Origin of the sequence: Tumebacillus sp. BK434, assembly GCF_004340785.1 — a bacterium.
Classification (GTDB): Bacteria; Bacillota; Bacilli; order Tumebacillales; family Tumebacillaceae; genus Tumebacillus_A.
This window is the reverse complement of record NZ_SLXS01000002.1, coordinates 627,673-647,550: the sequence shown is the minus strand read 5'-3', so window position 1 is coordinate 647,550 and position 19,878 is coordinate 627,673. Positions and strand designations below refer to the sequence as shown.

Genomic DNA, 19,878 nt, shown 5'->3' with positions numbered 1-19,878 from the left:
GTGCATAGGAACGAGGCTTACTGCACATACCGTCCGTGCTTCGGAATCGCCAGCGTGTCGAACTCCCGGGCCAGTTTTTCCAAGCCCTGCTGCAGTTGCGCACCTGCCAGCGGCAGTCCGTGCCCGGTCACGGCATACTGCGGCTTAAGCGCCGCCAGCCGCTGCACCGAGTCCCACGCCGCCGCCCAGTCCGGGGTAAAATACGCGGGCGGCCCGTGCACGTCCAGCTCCTGCAAGATCACCGCCAGCGCCGACTCCTGCCGGGTGGTGATGAACGCGTCGCCGGCGATCAGCGCCCGGTCCTGCTCACGGAACAACGAGACGTGGCCGACCGTGTGTCCCGGCGTGTGGACCCACTGCCAGCCCGGCATGCCCGGCACGCTGTGATCGGCGGGCAATGCCTGCACGCGATCCCCCAAGTCGATGCCTTCGTTCGGGTACAGAAACGACATCCGCGCCATCAGCCCGCCGCCGACCGTCGGGTCGGGCTCAACATAGTTGTCCTGCCCGGTCAAATACGGCAGTTCTAGCTCATGCGCGTAGACCGGCACATCCCAGCGCTCGATCAGCTCTTGAAGCGACCCGACATGATCGAAATGCCCGTGGGTCAACACGATCGCTTGCGGCGGTCTCCGAAACAGCTCTTCGGCCGTCTCGGCGATCCGCCCTCCGAAAAAATGCACCCCGGCGTCGACCAGCACCCAATCTGCCCGGCCCGGCTCCCCGACCAGACAGACGTTGGCAATCGCCGTGCGCAGCATCACCAGATCGGGCAGCACTTCATGCACCGACGCGATCGGATTGAGATTGGCTAACTGCTGCAAGTACCGATTTTCCTGCATCTCCATAACTACGCCTCCTGACCAGCGGTTGATAGGAGTAGCGTTCGCCATCGATCTATCCTCCATACACCAGCTGTGGTATAATTTTCTATCCATTTGTGCGTTTGGAGTGCTTGTGGTGCCTCTGGAAACGCAACTGTGAAAGAAAACAAGGAGGTGCAACTGGATGCTTCAGAAAATCATCACCGCACTGCTATCCACCATCCTTTTATGCACAGTGTTGGCCATTCCGGGTTCGTTGGAGCCGCAATCGGAGGCGAATTCGTATACGTGGTCTTTTTCCAGTCTGTTTCTGCTCGGCATTCCGCTATCTCTGCTGATCGACCGGATTGCTTCCCAAAGACATGTCACGTCACCGCTTGCCAGCTACTTCTTCCAGTTGTCCTGTACGTGCTGGCAGCCGTTCCTGCTATTGTTATCTTCATGCTGGTGGTGGCTTGGGAGGCGCCTTGGGGAGAACGGCTGGAAGGATTCGGATTTTTTCTCTTGTATGGCGCGGCAGGCTCGCTGCTCTTTTATCACGTCTCCCTGCTCACTCTTGCCGGTGCCAAATTATTCAGTCGGCCGCGCTTGTAACAGCGGCACCAGCAGCATCGCCCCGATCACCAGCAGGCTGGCGCTGATCGCATAGACCGCTTCCAACGAAATCAGATCTTTCAAATACCCGGCAAACGACATCCCGAGCACCATCATGCCCATGAAGATCGGGGTGATCGCACCGCCGACGCGGCCCATCATGGCGGCTTCGGTATTTTGCATGAGCAGGGTCTGGATGCCGACTTGGATGCACGGGTACACCAAGCCGCCGATGATCTGCAACGCAAAGCTCAGCGGCAGGAGCGTGGAAGTCCCCGCTCCGATCGTGCAGACCGCGCTGACCAGCAGTCCGGTCATCAGCAGCGCTTGCGGCTTGACCTTGCGCGCGAAGGTCATGATCAGCGCGCCGCCGACCAGCATGGCAGCTCCGTTGGCCATCATCAGCCATTGCAGGAACTGCTTATCCTGCCCGAGCTTCTCCATCGTCACGAACAGCAAGAGCGGCGTGATCAGCCCGGCCGCCAGCCCGGACACCGAAAACGTGGCGCCGAGCGCCCGCAGCGCGCGGTTCCGGCCGATGTAGCGAATGCCTTCCGCCATCTCGGCCAAAAAGCCCGCCCTCGCCTGCCCCTGCCGCTCCTCCACGTCGCGCGGCAGGAACATCAAGATCACGCCCGAGCCCACGAACAACAGACAGGTCAAGAGAAGCGACGTCTCAATGCCATACTCCAGATACAGAAACGTCCCGATGACCGGCCCGATCACCATAAAGATCGCGATCAACGACTGAAACATCGCCATCACGCCTTGCAACTGCTCTGCCGGCACATTCATTTTGAACAGCTTGGTCGCCGACGGCTGGGAAAATTGGGACAGGCTCGCTGAGACGAACGTACCCAAGAGCAGCGCCAGCCAAACCCCCTGCTGCAGCACGAGCAGCACCACCGCCACCGAAACGGCCGACAGCAGGTCGCTCCAGACCATCGTTCGCTTCGGCTGCCAGCGGTCGGCAAACGTGCCGGCGATGATCGCAAACAGGAAGATCGGCGCGTATTCCACGACCGAGATCATCGAAACATAAAACGCATCGTTCTGCGTCACATCGGTGATATACAGCAAAATGGCAAAATTCCTTATCCATATCCCGAGCTGCAGCAGCACTCTGGATAACACGACCGTACGAACATACCGATTGGCAAACATCTCCGCTTTCTCCCCATTCTGTTCTCCTTAGTAACCCATCTCTTTCAAAATGCTCGACAGCATGCGCAAACGCTCCCCGTTCAACTCATCATCTTCGCTGAGCGCCTGGCTGAACAGCTTGATGTCTTCCCGAATCCGCTCGTTGTCGGTGCAGACTTCCACCGTCATCGCTGCGCCTTGCAGACCCACGCGGTCGATGACCGGATTTTGGGGATCATACAGGTGTTCATAGCGATACGCCTCGCGGAAATGCTGCATCGTTCGGCAGACCAGAATCGCCAGATCCAGCACGCGATGCAAGGGCAACTCCTCCGACTGCCGGGACCATTTTCCGCTGGTGTGCCGCCAGACTTTGGCCGAGATCTCCACCTTGCCGCGGTCATTCCACTGCGCCAAACCGACCGACAGACCCTTGGCATCCGACACCGGTGCATAGCGCCCGTCCACTCGTTGATAGTCCTCCGCGACCACGACCGGCTTATGCTTGAGCGTGGTCGGGATCGGCATTTTCTCGTTGTTGGTTTCCATCTTTTTCTCCTCCGTCACATTCAGTAAATTACTGATTTAGTGAATTACTGATGTCAGTATATCCAGCCTCCCGCACTTTTGTCAAATCCCTCGCGCCTGTTGCATAATAAAGGAAAGGAATCTCGAGCCTGCCCGATCTCGATTAGAAGAGCAAGATCGAGGACGATTTTCGTCTGTCACCCTTGATATAGTGAGGGCATCACATTTCAGGGGGCAGAAAACATGAACAACATACAGCGATTTCACGACCTGCATACAGGCAGCGATCTTCTTTTTTTAGGCAACGCTTGGGACTTGCTGTCCGCTTTGGCATTGGAGAAAGCCGGCTTTCCGGCGATCGGGACGACCAGTTGGGGCATCGCGAACAGCCTGGGCCGGCAAGACAGCGAACAGATCCGTTTTGCAGACAATCTTGCTGTCGTCAAACAAATTGTGGAGCATGTGAAAATTCCGGTCACCGCTGACCTCGAAGCCGGCTATTCGGAAGACCCGCAAGAGATCGTCGCCAACGTGCTCCAAGCCGCAGAGGCAGGAGTTGCCGGCATCAATTTAGAAGACTCTTGGAAACAGGAACCGGGGCTGCGCGAGATCACCGCGCACAGTGCCCTTTTGCACAACATCCGCACGGCGCTGGATCAAAACGGCTATTTCGGCTTCTACCTGAACGCCCGGATCGACACCTATTTGCAAAAGCCTGATCCGCTCGCCGAGACGATCCTCCGCGCACAAGCGTATGCGGCAGCCGGAGCGAGCGGGGTCTTCGTGCCCGGCTTGCAGGACGAGGATGACATCCGCGCGGTCGCAGCGGCTGTCGATGTGCCGCTGAATCTGCTTTCGCTGCCGGAGTTGACCGATTGCCAGCGCCTGCAGGAGCTCGGTGTCAAACGCTTGAGCTTCGGCAATGCGTTCTCCGACAAGGTGATCCTGTACATGGAAGCGTGCTCTTCCGCCCTCTTCGAGAGCCGGAACACCGCGCTGCTCTATCGCTAAATCGGGAGGTGCAGCAGGAAGATGAAAACGCTCAGCTTGTCCTTTGCAGAGATGTGGGAGAAGATCATCGCGTGTGACAGCCGCTATGACGGCCTGTTCTTTACAGCTGTGAAAACGACCAGGATCTTTTGCCGCCCTTCCTGCAAAGCCCGCAAACCCAAACCGGAAAACGTGCAGTTTTACTACACCGTGCCCGACGTCGAAGCAGCCGGGTACCGCCCCTGCAAACGCTGCCAGCCGACCCGCGACCAGACCCCGCAGATGGCGCTGATCACCAGCGCCATGGCCTTTCTGGTCGATCACTACAAACAAAAGCTGGTCCTGCAGGACATCGCAGCACATGTCGGAGCCAGTCCCTACTATCTGGAGCGGCTGTTCAAACGGCTGACTTCCGAAACGCCCCGCGCCTATTTGGAAAAATACCGCGTGGACAAAGCGGCCTTCCTGATCGCCACCACCGGCCTCACCAATCTGGAAATCTGCTACGAAGTCGGCTTCCAGAGCCCGTCCAACTTTTACAAAGTCTTTCGCCGGATCAAGCACTGCTCGCCCAGCGAATACCGAAAGGAGCATCGCGTGCCATGACGCCCGTTGAACAGTTCATGCAGCAGCTCAACCACCCGCTCAAACCGGAGATCGAAGCGGTGCGGCAGATCATTCTCCGCACCGATTCCCGGATCACCGAACAGATCAAATGGAACGCGCCCAGCTTCTGTTTTCAACAGGAAGACCGGGTCACGTTCAACCTGCAAGGGAAAGGCTTCTTCCGCCTGATCTTCCACTGCGGAGCCAAAGCAAAACAACCGCCGCTTCAAGCACCGTTGATCGAAGACACCACCGGGCTGCTCGAATGGGCTGCGAACGACCGCGCGATCTTGAAATTGACCAGCATGGAGGACGTGCAGGCCAAGGAAGAGCAGATCGCTGAACTGGTAAGGAGATGGATCGAAGCGGCACAATAAAAGGAATCTCCGGTCGCTCTCAAGAATCGAGTACGGGACGGAGCTTGCTACATGATCCCCTCCTGACATGGAAAAGATAGTAAGCAGCAGAAATGAAAAGGAGATCAGATAACGATGGGAACTTCCAAGACCGGCTGGAACCTCGAAAACAGCTACACACAGCTGCCTGAGGTCTTTTACTCCCGCCAGAATCCCAACCCTGTCCCCGCCCCCAAACTGGTTCTGTTCAACAACGCTCTGGCAGCATCGCTCGGGCTGCACGCAGAGGAACTGCAGAGCGAGGAAGGCGTGCAAGTGCTCGCCGGCAACCTCGTTCCGGATGGCGCCGCGCCGTTGGCACAAGCGTACGCGGGACATCAGTTTGGGCATTTTACGCGGCTTGGCGACGGGCGGGCGGTGCTGATCGGCGAACAGATCACGCCAACTGGCGAACGGTTTGACATTCAGCTGAAAGGCCCGGGACGCACCCCTTACTCGCGCGGCGGCGACGGGCGGGCGGCGCTCGGGCCGATGTTGCGTGAATACATCATCAGCGAAGCGATGCATGGCCTGGGCATTCCGACCACCCGCAGCCTCGCGGTGGCGGCGACCGGTGAGACGGTCTACCGGGAGAATCCTTTGCCCGGCGCGATCTTGACCCGCGTTGCCTCCAGCCACTTGCGCGTCGGCACGTTCCAATATGCCGCCCAATGGGGCAGTGCAGACGACCTCCGCGCGCTCGCCGACTATGCGATCCAGCGCCATTACCCGGAGGCGGCCGACGCGGAGAATCGGTATCTCGCCCTGCTGCAAGCGGTGATCGACCGCCAGGCGGCACTGATCGCCAAATGGATGCTGGTCGGCTTCATTCATGGCGTGATGAATACTGACAACATGACGATCAGCGGTGAGACGATCGACTACGGACCGTGCGCCTTCATGGATACCTACAAACTGGCGACCGTGTTCAGCTCCATCGACGTCCAAGGCCGCTATGCGTATGGCAACCAGCCGTACATCGGCGGCTGGAATCTGGCGCGGTTCGCAGAGACGCTGATCCCGCTCCTGCACGAAAACGAGGAGCAGGCGCTCCAAATGGCCCAAGATGCCATCGCGCAGTACACCGACATCTACCGCACGCACTGGCTCGCCGGCATGCGCGCCAAATTGGGCCTGTTCAACGCAGAAGCGGAAGACAAGGACCTGATCGACATCCTGCTCGGCCTGATGGAGCAGCATCAAGCCGACTACACCAACACCTTCCGCGCGTTGACTTTTGACAAGCTCGAAGCGACGGAGCTGTTCGGCATCGCTGAATTTGCCGAGTGGCTCAAACTGTGGAACGGCAGACAGGACCGCCAGCCAGAGTCGCGGGAAGCATCTCAGCAATTGATGCGCGACAGCAACCCGGCCGTTATCCCCCGCAACCATCGGGTGGAAGCGGCGCTGGAGTATGCCGGCCAAGGCGACTTCAGCGTGCTGGAGCGGCTCTTGTCTGTCCTCGCCACCCCGTACGCGCACTCGCCCGAACAAGAAGAGTACGCTGCCGCCCCCGGCGCTTCGGCCGTACCGTACCGGACGTTCTGCGGCACCTGATAAAACGAAAAGAGACAGCCATCCCCCCGGATGCTGTCTCTTTTTCTCTATCTGATTCTCTCTATCATTCTCTCTATCATTCTCTCTATGGCACAATGGCCTCCCCTATTTATAACAAAACGTTTTGCCGCTCTGCAGCAGCGCGTCGATCTCCGGTGCCGGCAGCGGACGGCTGAAATGGTAGCCTTGCATGGAGGTACAGCCCTGCGCCGCGAGATAGCGCAGGTGCTCTTCCGTTTCCACGCCTTCCGCCACCACTTGCAGATTCAAGCTGTGCGCCAAAGCGATGACCGACGTGGCGATCGCAGCGTCGTCCGCATCGGTGGTGATGTCGCGGACGAACGTCTGGTCGATCTTCAGCGTATGGATCGGGAAATGCTTGAGGTAGCTCAAGGACGAATAGCCCGTGCCGAAATCGTCCAGCGAGATGCGAATCCCAAGATTCGTGAGCTCATGCAAGATCACGATCGCCCGCTCCACATTGTGCATGGTGACGCTCTCCGTGATCTCCAGCTCCAGAAACTGCGGTTCGACGCCCGTCTCCTCCAGCACGCGCTCGACCATCTCGACGAGGTCTTCCTGCTGGAACTGCCGGGCCGACAAGTTCACCGCCACCGTCAGCTGCGGGTAGCCGGCCGCATGCCAGCGTTTGACCTGCGCGCAGGCCGTCTTCAGCACCCACTCGCCGATCGGCACGATCAGGCCGGTCTCTTCGGCGAGCGGAATAAAAGTGGCCGGCGAGACCATGCCCAAGATCGGGTGCTTCCAGCGCAGAAGCGCTTCGACACCGAAGATCTCTCCGCTCTGCACGTTCACTTGCGGCTGGTAGAACAGCACGAACTCGTCCAAGCCCAGCGCCTTGCGCAAATAGCGCTCCAAAGACAGCTTCTGCATCGCGTCTTCGTTCATCGACGTGGTGTACAGCTGGTAGCTGTTCCGCCCCCGCTCCTTGGCGCGGTACATCGCCGACTCCGCATTTTTCATCAACGCCTGCAGGTCGGTGCCGTCGTCCGGGAAAAAGGAGATCCCGATGCTGCAGGTCGCATACAGCTCCGTCTGCGCGATCACAAACGGCGCCGTCATCTTCTGCAAAATCATCTGTGCCACCGCCACCGCAGCTTGCGGTGACCTGAGGTCGGGCAGGATCAGCGTGAACTCGTCCCCGCCGATGCGCGAGACGGTGTCCCCTTCGCGGACACAGGTCTGCAGCCGCTCGGCGACAGCGCGGATCAATTCATCCCCGAGGCCATGACCCAGCGTGTCGTTGATGTATTTGAAGCGGTCAATATCGAGCAGCAGGACGGCCAGCTTCTGCGAGTGGCGCCGCGAGCGCGCCATCTCCAAGTGCAGGCGGTCTTCGAACAACGTGCGGTTGGGCAAGCTGGTCAGCACATCGTAGTAGGCGATGTGCTCCAGGCGCTCCTCCGCCAGTTTGCGTGCCGTGATGTCGACCATGATGCCCCGGCAGCCGGTGACGACCCCGTTTTCCTGCACCACCGTGACATAGTCTTTCAGCCAGACGGTGCGTCCGTCGGCGGCGATCATGCGATACTCGATCTCATGGTTGCGGCCGGCTGCCACTTCCTGCTTGCAGTACGACATCATCATCTCGAAATCGTCCGGGTGGACTTTGCTCTGCCAAAACGCGTGATCGCTGATCAATTTCTCCGGCGTGTACCCGAGGATTTTCAGCGACTGCGGCGAGATGAACAGATACTGGAACGTCTCCGGATTCCCTTCCCAGACGACCGCTTCGATCGTCTCCAGCAGGTCCTGATACTTTTGCGTGGACAAGCTCCGCTCACGCTCGGCCGCCTTCTGGGCGGTGATGTTTTTCGCAATTCCGAAGATGCCGGCGACTTCCCCGTCCGCATAGATCGGCACGTTGGTGACCAGCACCTCCATTTGGTGCCCGGCTTTATGAAGCACCGTCAATTCAAACGTCTGAGGATTGCCGTTCACCGCTTGAACAAAATGGCGCCTGGCGCGGTCCACATCCTCCGGGACCACCGTCTGAAAGATGGTGCCGCTTGCCAGCTCTTGCTCCGCATAGCCCATCATGGTCAGACAGGCCGGATTGGAAGCCAGCACACGGCCATTGAGATCCAAGGTGTAGACTGCGTCCGGATTGTGCTCATAGAGCGATCGGAAGGCCTGCTCTTCTTTGAACAGCCGGTTGCGAGTCGTCAGCTGCTCATTCAGAGCGCCGCCCAAAAAGAAGATCGCCAGCAACATGGTGCCGCTCGCCACCAGCCAATAGAAGTCGGTGCTTCCCCGTGCGATCACCCATTCCCGGGAGGAATGCTGCACCAGCAGAAACACCTGATATCCCGAAAGGATCGTAAGCATGGCGGTCAACAAGCTAATTCTCCAGTCCTTGATCCTCCTCAGCAGGAACACGGCCCATGCCAGAGTGAAAAGTCGCAGGATGGTAGCGATTATGTAGGTCAGACTCATGCGAAGCTCCCCTCATGCAGAGGTTTTTGATGGTTGGATGAGTCATTATTCGACATGATTCGTCATATTCCTGTTTTGCCTTTCCGCTGAAAAAGAATCGCCCATCTAGCAAAAGGAGGGATGAGTTCCCTCTTTTTTTCATAGTATGCAAGTAGTATCAGAGGAGGGGTCCGATGTCCTTTTGGCGCTTCTTGTATGAGATGATCATCCTGCTGGCGGTCATCACCTATGCCATTTTGATTTTTGCGGATCCGGCCGACCATCCCTATCTGACCGAAGCGTTGATCAAGCGCGTGGATCTCGGCCTGATTCTGTTTTTTGGCACCGAATATCTGATTCGTTTGTATCTGGCGCGGGACAAGCAGAAGTTTGTTCGGGAGAACTGGTTTGACATCATCGCGATGATCCCTTTCGACCTGCTTTTCCCGCTGGCCAGGCTGATGCGAGTGCTCCGCGTCGTGCGGCTGCTGAAAGCCTCCCCCCTCTTGTGGAACGTGCTGAAGTCGAACCAGATGCGCAAGATCTTCGCCTTTCTGGCCGTGATTCTGCTCTGGAGTGCCTCAGCGGTATATCTGCTGGAGCAAGGCAACAACGATTCGTTTCAAACGTGGGGAGATGCGTTGTGGTGGTCGATCGTCACAACGACGACCGTCGGCTATGGAGATATTTCGCCGGTGACAGAAGGCGGGCGGATCATCGCGGCGTTTTTGATGATCTCGGGGATCGGCTTGATCGGTACGTTTACGGCCAACCTCGCCAACCACTGGATGACCTTTTTTGAAACGCCGACCGATGAAGAGAGCCTGCTGAAGATGATCGAAGAAGAACTGCCGCACGAGGATGACCGCCTGCAGCAGCAGATGAAGCACCATGCGATGCAGTGGGTGCACCACATTGGAGAGTTGAGCGATGCTGAATACAGAACGCTTCTGCGGACGCTGGAGATGCTGCGCGACTATGAATCGCGAAAGTAAACGTCAAAAGCGGCTGGGAGGCAGATGCTCCGAAGCCGCTTTTGCAGGATTGATGCAGATGCGATTAGAAGGATTTCGCGAGTTCTTTCGCTTTGGAAATCCCGTTTTCTTTGATCTGGCTCGCTTGATCCGGCTGTGCTGCCTGGCCTTCGATCGCGAGGGTGTTCACATCGGTGATGCCGACAAAGCCGAGGACGGTGCGCAAGAAACGGTCGCCCAGTTCCACTTCTGCTGCCGGACCTTCGGAGTAGAAGCCGCCGCGCGCTTGGATGTGCAGCGCCTTTTTGCCGCCGAGAAGACCGACCGGGCCGTTCTCGGTGTAGCGGAAGGTCTTGCCTGCTACGCAGATCGCGTCGATGTAAGCTTTCACAACCGGCGGGAAGGAGAAGTTCCACATCGGGGTGACGAACACATATTTGTCAGCCGCGACGAACTGGTCGACCAATTCGCCCAGACGGCCTACTTTTGCCTGCTCATCTGCGGACAGTGCGTCAAATGCAGCGCCGGTTTGCAGTTTGCCCCAGCCGGCAAATACGTCCGGGTCGATCTGCGGGATGTTCGCTTGGAAGAGGTCGAGTTCGATCACTTCATCGTTCTGGTTCGCTTCACGGTACTCGTTTACAAACGCGCGGCCTGCGGACAAGGAGAACGACTGATCCTCCGGTTTCGGGTTGGCCGTGATATACAATACTGTTGCCATTGCTATCATTCCTCTCTGGTGGTGTAATCACAGAACTAGGGTGTGATGCCGAAGCGGAAAACATGCGAATCGTTTGTTTTCCAATAAAGAACTTTGTTCTGTATTAGGCTACTACGAAGATACACCTCGCAGGGATGGCACGTCAATCCTGTTTTTGTTACTATGTAATCTAGGTCACTTTACTGCAGGGGGAGGCAACAAGTATGGATATCGGTGCGATGATTCGAGAGATCCGCAAACGGAAAAACATCACGATTCCTCAGCTCTGCGAAGGAACCGGATTGTCGAAAGGCTTCGTCTCCAATGTGGAAAACAATAAAACATCGCCGTCGATCGCGACCTTGCAAAGCATTGCGAACTATTTGCAGGTGCCGCTGGCTTATTTTTTGTTAGAGAAAGAGCATCGTATGCATGTGGTGCGCAAAGCGGAGCGGGAGATCTCGATGTCCGGCAAAGCGCAGCTGAAAGTGGAAAAGCTGGCCGCCAGCGGCGGTTTCGGCTTGAAGCTCCTCGAACTGCCGCCGGGCGGCGCGACGAGCGATCAACTGCACTCGCAGGCAGGCGAGGAGTCGTACCTCGTGCTGCGCGGCCGGCTGCTGGCCATCCAAGGCGAAGACCGCGTCGAGCTGACGGAGGGAGATTCGTTTTGCTGGAAGTCCTGCGTTCCGCACCGCGTGGTGAACATCGGAGCGGAACCGGCGCTGCTCTTGATCGCCGAAAACAAGCCTGAATAAGCAAAACCGCCGGAGACAGCTCCGGCGGTTTTTCGATTGGCGCTACCGTCTTGTCTGCAGCGTTTGTCTCGTCTGCTCGATCAGACGGGACATCAGTTCGGCAGCCGTTTCTTGCCGGGTGAGCCTCGAACCCTGCCCGGCCCACAGCGACAGAAAATCGGGATTGTTCTGCTTGGCCGCCGCCTGGCGAATGTCGCGGGTGAGGGCATTTTGGATCGGGTAATCGGGCAGCGCATGCTGGTGGGGCTCCATCTCGCGCAGGAAGCGGTTCTGCAAGCCGCGGGCCGGCTTGCCGGAGAACGCCTTGGTCAGGCTGGTGCTCTCTTCGGTGGAGGTCAGCAAGGCTGCTTTGTATGCCGGATGAATGCCGCACTCGGCGGTGGTCAGGAACGCCGTCCCGAGTTGGACGGCTTCCGCTCCGAGCATCAGGGCGGCGGCGATGCCGCGCCCGTCCATGATGCCGCCCGCCGCGATCACCGGCAGCGTCACCCCGTCGACGATCTGCGGCACCAGCGCCATCGTGCCGACCAGCGCATCTTCTGGCCGGCCGAGGAACGTTCCGCGATGCCCGCCCGCTTCCCCGCCCTGCGCGTGGATCAGGTCGATCCCGCTCTGCTCCAGCAGCACCGCTTCCCGCACCGTAGTCGCCGTCCCGATCGTCGTGATGCCCTGCTCTCGAAGCTGTTGCAGGACTTCTGCTGACGGGATGCCGAACGTAAAGGAAAAGACCGGCACCCGTTCCTCCAACACCACAGCGATCTGTTCCGCGAACGGTTCAGCATACGCCGCGACCGAAGGTTCCTCCGGCAAGCCGAGCTCTGCCCGGTACGGACGCATCAGCCCGTTGGCCGCTGCGCTGCGCACGGCATCTTCCCGCGGCGACTCCGGAACGAACAGGTTGACGGCGAACGGCTGGTCCGTCAGTTCGCGAATTCGGCGGATCGCCTCACGCATCGCGGCGGCCGACAGATACCCCGCGCCAAGCGAACCCAGCCCGCCCGCGTTCGAGACGGCCGCCATTAGCTCCGGCGTCGTCGCGCCGCCCGCCATCGGCGCTTGCAGGATCGGAACGCGAATGCCGAGCTTTTCTGTGACTCTGGTCGTGGTCCACACCTCAATCTCCCCCTCTCTTGCTCCCATTCAAGGACTGCAGCACTACAAACAAAATGCAACTTATCAACCATATAAAATAAATATCGTCTCTAGTATGATTAACGCAGACAACTCTTAGTCCAGCATGTTTTAAGGGAAGTCCCCCATCATGGAAAGGCCGCCTTCCGACACAAGGCGGCCTATTTTTATGCCGTCCGATTCGCTGCGCGATGGCATTCCTTAGTAGTACGCCAAAACGTGGGAAAAGTTTCAACCAACAAAAAGCTCCTTGCCCGCGAAACCGGGCAAGGAGTGATCCGTACGTTTTTATTTGTAGTTGACGAGCAATACGACGATTGACAGCAAAGAGAAGCAAATGCCGAGCAAATACATAAACGATACGGTCTGCACTTGGCTCATACCGCTGCGCAACAAGCTGTGATGCGTGTGCGATTTGTCAGCCTGGTGCAGCGGACGGCGTTCTTTGATCCGCTTGAACAGCACGAACAGCGTGTCGAAGATCGGGACGCCCAGCGCCAGCACCGGAACGATCAAGGAGACAAACGTCGCCGATTTGAACGCGCCGTCGACCGCCAGAGCGGCCAGGGCAAAGCCGAGGAACGTCGCCCCTGCGTCGCCCATGAAGATGCGCGCCGGGTGGAAGTTGTGCTTGAGGAATGCCAGCGAAACACCGATCAGCGCGACTGCATAAAACGCGACCGGTCCGTTGCCGGAGAGGATCGCGATGAACAACAGGGTGATCGCCGAGATCGACGAGATGCCCGCTGCCAGGCCGTCTACGCCGTCCAGGAAGTTCAGCATGTTCGTCAGCGCCACCACCCAAAGCACGGTCGCCACGATCGAGATCCAGCCCATGCCGTGGTCGGCGAAAGAGTAGTACGGCAGGTCGATCCACGGGATCGTGACCGCTTCAACCCGGACATCAAAGCCGACCAGCACAAACGCTGCGGCGATGTGCGTCAACAGTTTCGGCCACGCCGGGAAATCCTTGCCGCGCGTCTTGTAGTAGTCGTCGATCACCCCGACGACGAACAGGAGCAGGCCGCCGAGCGCGATGCCGTAAAACGTGTCATCCACTTTCCCAAAGATCAACTGAATCAATAAGGTCGAGACGATAAAGCCGAAATAAATCGCCGCCCCGCCGAGTACCGGAATCGGCTCTTTGTGCAGTTTCCGAGGGTTCGGCATGTCTACGAACCCTGTCTTCAACGCCACCTTGCGCAGATACGGCACCATGAAGAACACCAGCGCAAACGAGACGATCAAAGTCAAGGTCAGCATTTGTGGGGATTGCATCTTCGTTCGTAAGCCTCCCTCTGCGCCACATTTTATTGCAGGTAGTGTGCGCAAAATTCCACTTTTATTTCCAAAAAGGTTGGATGCTGTGCCAAAAGATTCGAGCGCCGCTAGACAGGCGCCCGTGAAACGTACTTATTATACCAGAGATGTCCGCGAAAACGAAAGTTCTTCTCGCCGATTTCACGAAATCGTTAGATATGACGCATGAGGCAGATAAAAAGTTACACCTTCTGCGGCTGTTATAAAAGTCGGGTGCCGGACTTTATTTTTGTCCGTCCGTTCCGGTTCTACATGCTCCGTCCCGCTCATAGAATCTAGCAAAACGGAACCATAGGAGGTAGTCAAAACATGAGCGGAATCTTGCTGTTCCATATCATCGCCATCCCGGTGGTGTTCATGCTCGGGAGAATGTCCAACCGCATCGCATTCGTCCGCGTCAAAGCGGAGAACCGATCCACCGTGCCGGATTTTCTGCGCGGAAAAGAATAAGCAGACATACAAAAGCGTTCCTCCGGTGGAGGAACGCTTTGTTACGCTTACAGACCCTTCAGCTTGAAATAGTCGTTGAGGATCTGCTCCACGGCGATCAATCGGTCCATCTTGGCCATTGTCGCCCGCGCGTTGTTCGCCGAGGTGATGTAGTTGCTCTCCCCGGTCACGAGGAAGCCGGCCAGTTGGCGAGCCGCATCGTAGCCTTGTTCGCGGAGTGCCGGCACCACGCCGGTGATGATTTCGTTCAGCAGTTCCGATTCCTGATCTGGTCGAAAAATCATGGTCTTGTCGAGGTTGGACATGGTAAAGCCCCTCCTGTTCTTGTTCAAGACTTTCCTGTCTATGCGCCGGTGTTGACGCGTTCGATCTGCGCTCCGATGGAAACAAGCTTTTCGACCGGGTTCTCATAGCCGCGGTCCAGATACTGCAGCCCTTCGACCGTCGACATGCCGTCTGCTGCCAGACCGCCGAGGATCATCGCGCCCGCTGCCCGCAGGTCGCCTGCGATGACGCGCGCGCCGCTCAGCTTCTCCACGCCGCTGACGATCGCCGTGTCGCCGGAGATCTTGATGTCGGCTCCCATGCGGGTCAGCTCCTGGGTGAAGCCGAAGCGGGCATCAAAGACGGTCTCTTTGACGTAGGAGATGCCTTTTGCTGTCGTCAGCAGGGTCAGCATCGCCGGCTGCAAGTCGGTGGCAAAGCCCGGATAAGCAAAGGTGATGACATGCGTGGCGCGCAATTCGCGGTCGCGGGCGTCGACGGTGATCGAATCGCCTTCGAGCGTGATGTCACAGCCCATGTCGAACAGCAGGGACGGAAGCCCGGCCAAGGACTGCGGCGGAATGCCTTTGACGGTGACTTTCCCGCGCGTGATCGCGCCGGCACAGAGGTAGGTGCCCGACTCGATGCGGTCGGTCATGCAGGTGTAGCGCACGCCTTGCAGGCTCTCGACGCCTTCGATGGTGATGATGTCGGTGCCGACGCCGCGGATCTTCGCGCCCGCCTTGTTCAGGAACATCACGAGGTCGACGATCTCCGGCTCGCGGGCCGCGTTGTAGATGATCGTCGTGCCGGAGGACAGCGCCCCCGCCATGATCGCCGCGTTGGTGCCGCCGACCGTGGAGCCGAAGCGCGTGCCGAGGAACATCGCCGCGCCTTTCAGGCGGCCGCCCGGGCATTCGGCGTACACGCTGCCGTCGAGCATCTTGATCTCAGCGCCGAGCGCGCCCATCGCTTTCAGATGCTGGTCGACCGGACGCGCCCCGATCACGCAGCCGCCGGGAAGCGGAATCTGCGCCTTGCCGGCTTTAGCCAGCAAGGGGCCAAAGATCGAGAAGGACGCGCGCATCTTGCGCACGAGATCTTCCGACACGCTCCATTTGGTCAACCCGTTGTTCACAAAGCGCAGCGTGTTCGGAGCGATCCATTCCCCTTTGACGCCTGTCTCTTCCAGAATTTCCATCAACGTATTTACATCGCTCAAGTTCGGAACGTTTTCCAAAATTGTCTCGCCGTCACAGAGCAGAACGGCACACATGATTGCCAGGACGGAGTTCTTGCTCCCCGATGCCTGGATTTCGCCCATCAGCGGAGTTCCGCCTTTTACGCGAAGTACTTCCATTCGTTGTACACCCCATCCGTTAATACTGGCTGATAGACACATTTTACCACAGTTGCGCGGAACGTCAAAAGAAAAAGCCCTCACATGAGGGCTTGGAACATCTGCTCCATCTGCTCTTTCGTCAACTGCCCGAGGCGGTACTCGACGATCTTGCCCGCCTCGTCGATCGTGACGGAGATCGGGACGGTGATCGCATTGTACGCCTTCTGCACTTTGCCTTCTTTGTCGAGCAGCTGCGGGAAGGTCAGCTTTTGTTCGAGGATGAACGTCTCCGCGCGCTCCAGCGTGTCATCCGCCGTGATGTTCACGCCGTAGAGCTTGACTTTGTCCTCGTATTTGCGCGACATCTCCTGCAGGTCGGGCATCTCTTTCTTGCACGGCGGGCACCACGAGGCCCAGAAGTTCAGGAACACCTTCTGCCCGCGCAGGTCGGACAGCTTGACCGTCTGCCCGCTCATCGTCTCCAAGGTAAAGTCGGGCGCAGGCACGCCCGCTTTGAGCGGAACGGCTTTCGGCGCATCCTTGTCACCGCAGGCGGAGAGGAACAGGGCCAGGGTCAGGACGAGCAGGAGCGACCGCCAGAGCCTGCTCATGCTTCGCCGATCAGCGCGAGGAACTCCTGCTCGGTCAGGACGGTGACGCCGAGCTCTTGCGCTTTGGTCAGTTTGGAGCCGGCCTCGTCACCTGCGACGACGAAGTCGGTTTTCTTGGAGACGGAGCCGGTGACTTTGGCGCCGAACGCTTCCAGCTTGGCTTTCGCGTCATTGCGCCCAAGTGCTGTCAGCGTGCCGGTCAGAACGACCGTCTTGCCGAAAAACGGGCTCTCCGCTGCCGCTTCTGCGATCTGCGGCGCCTCATGGGTCGGGTGGACCCCGGCCTGCAGCATCCGCTCGATGCTCGTTTGGATGCGCTCCTGCCCAAAGAACGTCGTGATGCTCTCCGCGACGATGTCGCCAAATCCGGGGATGGCGACCAGCTCGTCAAACGCGGCGGTTTGCACGCGCTGCAGCGAACCGAACGTCTCGGCCAGATCGCGGGCCATCCGCGCGCCGGTGTTCGGAATGCCGAGCGCATTGAGGAACGAGGCCAGGTCTTTGCCTTTGCTCTTCTCGAGGGCGGCGAGCAGGTTCTGCGCTTTCTTTTCGCCAAAGCGCGGCAGGGCCAGCAGCTGCTCCATGCTCAAGCGGTCATAGAGGTCGGCCGGATCGGACACGCCCAGCTCGTCAAACAGCTGCTCGGCCGTCTTGATCGAAAATGTTTCGATGTCCATGCCGCCGCGGCTTGCGAAGTGAGCGATGCGGTTGACGACCTGGGTGCGGCACCCGTCGACGTTCTGGCAGAAGAGGTGCGCGCCTTTTTCGACCAGTTCGGAGCCGCAGCTCGGGCACTGCTCCGGCTTGTCGATCGGCGTGGTCTGCAGCTCGTCGTCATCGAGCGCAAACAGCACTTCCGGGATCACGTCGTTGGAGCGGCGGATGGCGATGCGCGAACCGATCTGCACGCCTTTGCGCTGGATGTCACCCCAGTTGTTCAACGTCGCGCGCTGCACGGTGACGCCGCCGATGTCGACTGGCTCCAGCAGCGCGGTCGGCGTGATCTTGCCGGTGCGGCCGACGTCCCAGACCACGCTTTGCAGAATCGTCGAGTACTCTTCCGCTTCGAACTTGAACGCGACCGCCCAGCGCGGGAACTTGTCGGTATAGCCGAGCGCGTCGCGGGTGGCGAGATCGTTGATCTTGATCACCATCCCGTCGATCAGGTAATCGAGGTGCGGGTGGTCTTCCCGGTCAAAGCGGGCGATCTCTTCGATCACCGTTTCGATGTCCGCATAGACCTGCGAGTAGGGCGATGTCTTGATCCGGTTCTCGCGCAGGAAATCGAGGATCTGCTCGTGCGTGTCAAACTCGATGCCATCCGCATAGCCGATGCCGTAGAGGTAGGCGTCCAGGTTGCGCTTGGCGGTGAGTTCCACGTTTTTCTGGCGCAGCGCGCCCGAAGCGGCGTTGCGGGCGTTTTTCAACAGCTCGGCGCCGGTCTCAGTCGCCCGCTCGTTGTAGTGGGCGAGCGCCGACAGCGGCATGATCGCTTCGCCTTGCACTTCGATCAGGCCGTCTTGAAACGGGATGCTCAGCGGCACCGACTTGATCGTCTTCACCTGTGGCAGGATCGACTCGCCGACCACGCCTCGCCCGCGCGTCGCCGCTTGGACGAGCATGCCGTTTTCATACGTCAGGTTGATGGTCAGACCATCGAATTTCTGCTCCAGCACATACTGCGGCTCGGGGAGTTGTTCGTCCGGATGTTTGGTGTTGTGGTCGGCGATCAGCTTGCGGACGCGTTTGTCCCATTCGCGGAGCTCGTCGGCGCTTTGCGCTTTGTCGAGACTCCACAGGCGAGCGAGGTGCTTGTGCTCCGGGAAGCTGTCGATCAGCACCCCGCTGCCGACGCGGTGAGTTGGCGACTGGGGCAGGGAGATGCCGGTCTCCGCTTCGAGGCGCACGAGTTCATCATACAGCCGGTCCCATTCGGCGTCGGTCACTTTGGGTGTGTCCAGCGTGTAGTAATGGTAGTCATAATCGGTGATCTCCTCGATCAGTTCACGGATGCGCTGCTCTTTGTCCTGTACCGTCACGGCGAGCCCCTCCTAAAACTTCAGCATGTGGCCGAGTTTAGCTTGTTTCGTTTTCAAATAGCCTTCGTTGTTTTCGTTGTGCTCCATCTGCAGCGCGACGCGCTCGACCACTTCGAGGCCGTGGCCGGACAAGCCTCTGATCTTGCGCGGGTTGTTGGTCAGCAAACGGATCTTCTGCACGCCGAGGTCGCGCAGGATCTGGGCGCCGATGCCGTATTCACGCAGGTCGGCTTTGAAGCCGAGCTGCTCGTTCGCTTCGACGGTGTCATAGCCCTGATCTTGCAGCTGGTACGCTTTCAGCTTGTTGATCAGTCCGATGCCGCGCCCTTCCTGGCGCATGTAGAGCAGGACGCCTTTGCCCGCTTCGTTGATCTGGCGCAAAGCGGCTTCCTTTTGCGGACCGCAGTCGCAGCGGTAGGAGTGGAAAATGTCCCCGGTCAGGCACTCGGAGTGCACGCGCACCAGCACCGGCTCGCCGGGCGAGATGTCGCCTTTGACCATCGCGACATGCTCTTTGTCGTCGATCGAGTTGGTGTAGGCGACCATCTGGAAATCGCCAAACTCGGTCGGCATGCGCACTTCGGCGGCGCGGTCGATCAGGATCTCGCTTTGCTTGCGGTAGGCGATCAGGTCGGCGATCGTGATCATCTTCAGGCCGTGGCGCTCGGCGATCGCTTCGAGGTCGGGAACGCGCGCCATCGTGCCGTCGGCGTTCAGCACTTCGCAGATCACGCCGGACGGGTAAGCACCGGCGAGGCGGGCGAGGTCGACCGCCGCTTCGGTGTGCCCGGCGCGGCGCAGCGTGCCGCCGTCTTTGGCGATCAAGGGAAAGATGTGGCCCGGCTTTTTAAACTCGTCCGGCTTGGTGCCGTCCTCGATCAAGGCGCGGATCGTCTCGGCGCGTTCGAACGCGGAGATGCCTGTCGTCGTGTTCTTGCCGTCGACCGACACGGTAAACGCCGTGCCGTGCGCGTCGGTGTTGTCATCGACCATCGCGGTCAGGCTGAGCTCCCGCGCCCGCGCTTCGGTGATCGGCACGCAGACGAGACCGCGCCCTTCGGTGATCATAAAGTTGATCACATCGGGCGTCGCATGTTCGGACAACGCCACAAAATCCCCTTCGTTTTCACGGTCTTCATCGTCGACGACGATGATCACTTTGCCTTGGCGCAAGTCTTCCAGCGCTTCTTCTATCGTATGAAAGTGTGCCATCCGGATT

20 protein-coding genes are annotated in these 19,878 nt (G+C 58.9%); 8 read left to right on the top strand and 12 right to left on the bottom strand.

Annotation, left to right across the window (positions count from 1 at the left end; translation table 11 throughout):
* Nucleotides 1-17: 17 nt before the first annotated feature.
* Nucleotides 18-842, bottom strand: coding sequence for an MBL fold metallo-hydrolase (locus tag EV586_RS07135; RefSeq protein WP_132944602.1), 825 nt, complete (start codon nucleotides 840-842; stop codon nucleotides 18-20).
* Between the two features lie 138 nt (nucleotides 843-980).
* Between EV586_RS07135 and EV586_RS07130 the strand changes: the two genes are divergently transcribed.
* Complete coding sequence (locus EV586_RS07130) at nucleotides 981-1,418, top strand: hypothetical protein (protein WP_132944377.1); 438 nt, start codon at nucleotides 981-983, stop codon at nucleotides 1,416-1,418.
* Here the strand turns inward: EV586_RS07130 and EV586_RS07125 are convergent.
* Together EV586_RS07125 and EV586_RS07120 are read right to left on the bottom strand one after the other, a co-directional pair.
* Nucleotides 1,395-2,582: an MFS transporter gene (locus tag EV586_RS07125; RefSeq protein ID WP_132944376.1), complete on the bottom strand. Its 1,188-nt coding sequence runs from the start codon at nucleotides 2,580-2,582 to the stop codon at nucleotides 1,395-1,397. The genes EV586_RS07130 and EV586_RS07125 overlap by 24 nt on opposite strands.
* A 27-nt stretch (nucleotides 2,583-2,609) precedes the next feature.
* A complete protein-coding gene (locus EV586_RS07120) occupies nucleotides 2,610-3,089 on the bottom strand; it encodes a DUF6530 family protein (protein ID WP_132944601.1) in 480 nt (159 codons plus the stop codon).
* Between the two features lie 243 nt (nucleotides 3,090-3,332).
* On the opposite strand from EV586_RS07120, the gene EV586_RS07115 reads away from it, so the two are divergent.
* The 4 genes from EV586_RS07115 to EV586_RS07100 all read left to right on the top strand — a co-directional run bounded on the left by EV586_RS07115 (nucleotide 3,333) and on the right by EV586_RS07100 (nucleotide 6,637).
* Nucleotides 3,333-4,100, top strand: a complete 768-nt coding sequence (locus tag EV586_RS07115; protein ID WP_132944375.1) for an isocitrate lyase/PEP mutase family protein — start codon at nucleotides 3,333-3,335, stop codon at nucleotides 4,098-4,100.
* Nucleotides 4,101-4,121: 21 nt separating this feature from the next.
* Nucleotides 4,122-4,685: a bifunctional transcriptional activator/DNA repair enzyme AdaA gene (locus EV586_RS07110; RefSeq protein ID WP_132944374.1), complete on the top strand. Its 564-nt coding sequence runs from the start codon at nucleotides 4,122-4,124 to the stop codon at nucleotides 4,683-4,685.
* Nucleotides 4,682-5,062 carry a DUF1801 domain-containing protein gene (locus EV586_RS07105; RefSeq protein WP_207893862.1) on the top strand — a complete coding sequence of 127 codons (381 nt, stop codon included), beginning with the start codon at nucleotides 4,682-4,684 and terminating at the stop codon, nucleotides 5,060-5,062. Before EV586_RS07110 ends, EV586_RS07105 begins: the two co-directional genes overlap by 4 nt.
* Nucleotides 5,063-5,176: 114 nt before the next feature.
* On the top strand, nucleotides 5,177-6,637 hold the full coding sequence (locus tag EV586_RS07100; protein WP_132944373.1) for a protein adenylyltransferase SelO: 1,461 nt from the start codon (nucleotides 5,177-5,179) through the stop codon (nucleotides 6,635-6,637).
* Between the two features lie 105 nt (nucleotides 6,638-6,742).
* Here EV586_RS07100 and EV586_RS07095 read toward each other — a convergent pair whose 3' ends face one another.
* Entirely contained in the window at nucleotides 6,743-8,986 is a 2,244-nt protein-coding gene (locus tag EV586_RS07095) for a putative bifunctional diguanylate cyclase/phosphodiesterase (protein WP_243652978.1), read from the bottom strand.
* A gap of 281 nt (nucleotides 8,987-9,267) precedes the next feature.
* Here EV586_RS07095 and EV586_RS07090 point away from each other — a divergent pair, with 281 nt between their 5' ends.
* A complete protein-coding gene (locus EV586_RS07090; RefSeq protein WP_132944371.1) occupies nucleotides 9,268-10,068 on the top strand; it encodes an ion transporter in 801 nt (266 codons plus the stop codon).
* Between the two features lie 64 nt (nucleotides 10,069-10,132).
* Here EV586_RS07090 and EV586_RS07085 read toward each other — a convergent pair whose 3' ends face one another.
* Nucleotides 10,133-10,768: an FMN-dependent NADH-azoreductase gene (locus tag EV586_RS07085; protein WP_132944370.1), complete on the bottom strand. Its 636-nt coding sequence runs from the start codon at nucleotides 10,766-10,768 to the stop codon at nucleotides 10,133-10,135.
* 203 nt (nucleotides 10,769-10,971) lie between these two features.
* Here EV586_RS07085 and EV586_RS07080 point away from each other — a divergent pair, with 203 nt between their 5' ends.
* Entirely contained in the window at nucleotides 10,972-11,502 is a 531-nt protein-coding gene (locus tag EV586_RS07080) for a helix-turn-helix domain-containing protein (protein WP_132944369.1), read from the top strand.
* A 42-nt stretch (nucleotides 11,503-11,544) separates the two neighbouring features.
* Here the strand turns inward: EV586_RS07080 and EV586_RS07075 are convergent, their stop codons facing one another.
* Complete coding sequence (locus tag EV586_RS07075) at nucleotides 11,545-12,615, bottom strand: NAD(P)H-dependent flavin oxidoreductase (RefSeq protein ID WP_243652957.1); 1,071 nt, start codon at nucleotides 12,613-12,615, stop codon at nucleotides 11,545-11,547.
* 306 nt (nucleotides 12,616-12,921) lie between these two features.
* Complete coding sequence (locus EV586_RS07070; RefSeq protein WP_243652956.1) at nucleotides 12,922-13,911, bottom strand: MraY family glycosyltransferase; 990 nt, start codon at nucleotides 13,909-13,911, stop codon at nucleotides 12,922-12,924.
* Nucleotides 13,912-14,262: 351 nt separating this feature from the next.
* Between EV586_RS07070 and EV586_RS21055 the strand changes: the two genes are divergently transcribed.
* The gene (locus EV586_RS21055) at nucleotides 14,263-14,403 is read left to right on the top strand and encodes a hypothetical protein (protein WP_165898372.1); all 141 of its coding nucleotides are present in this window, start codon (nucleotides 14,263-14,265) and stop codon (nucleotides 14,401-14,403) included.
* A 47-nt stretch (nucleotides 14,404-14,450) separates the two neighbouring features.
* On the opposite strand, the gene EV586_RS07065 is transcribed toward EV586_RS21055, so the two are convergent.
* From EV586_RS07065 to EV586_RS07045, 5 genes are all read right to left on the bottom strand, one after another.
* Nucleotides 14,451-14,708 carry an IreB family regulatory phosphoprotein gene (locus EV586_RS07065; protein WP_132944367.1) on the bottom strand — a complete coding sequence of 86 codons (258 nt, stop codon included), beginning with the start codon at nucleotides 14,706-14,708 and terminating at the stop codon, nucleotides 14,451-14,453.
* A 38-nt stretch (nucleotides 14,709-14,746) separates the two neighbouring features.
* A complete protein-coding gene (gene murA / locus EV586_RS07060; RefSeq protein ID WP_132944366.1) occupies nucleotides 14,747-16,027 on the bottom strand; it encodes a UDP-N-acetylglucosamine 1-carboxyvinyltransferase in 1,281 nt (426 codons plus the stop codon).
* Between the two features lie 80 nt (nucleotides 16,028-16,107).
* Nucleotides 16,108-16,620, bottom strand: coding sequence for a peroxiredoxin family protein (locus EV586_RS07055; RefSeq protein ID WP_132944365.1), 513 nt, complete (start codon nucleotides 16,618-16,620; stop codon nucleotides 16,108-16,110).
* A complete protein-coding gene (gene ligA, locus EV586_RS07050; RefSeq protein ID WP_132944364.1) occupies nucleotides 16,617-18,659 on the bottom strand; it encodes an NAD-dependent DNA ligase LigA in 2,043 nt (680 codons plus the stop codon). Before ligA ends, EV586_RS07055 begins: the two co-directional genes overlap by 4 nt.
* Nucleotides 18,660-18,671: 12 nt before the next feature.
* On the bottom strand, nucleotides 18,672-19,871 hold the full coding sequence (locus EV586_RS07045; protein ID WP_132944363.1) for a bifunctional 3,4-dihydroxy-2-butanone-4-phosphate synthase/GTP cyclohydrolase II: 1,200 nt from the start codon (nucleotides 19,869-19,871) through the stop codon (nucleotides 18,672-18,674).
* Between the last annotated feature and the right edge of the window lie 7 nt (nucleotides 19,872-19,878).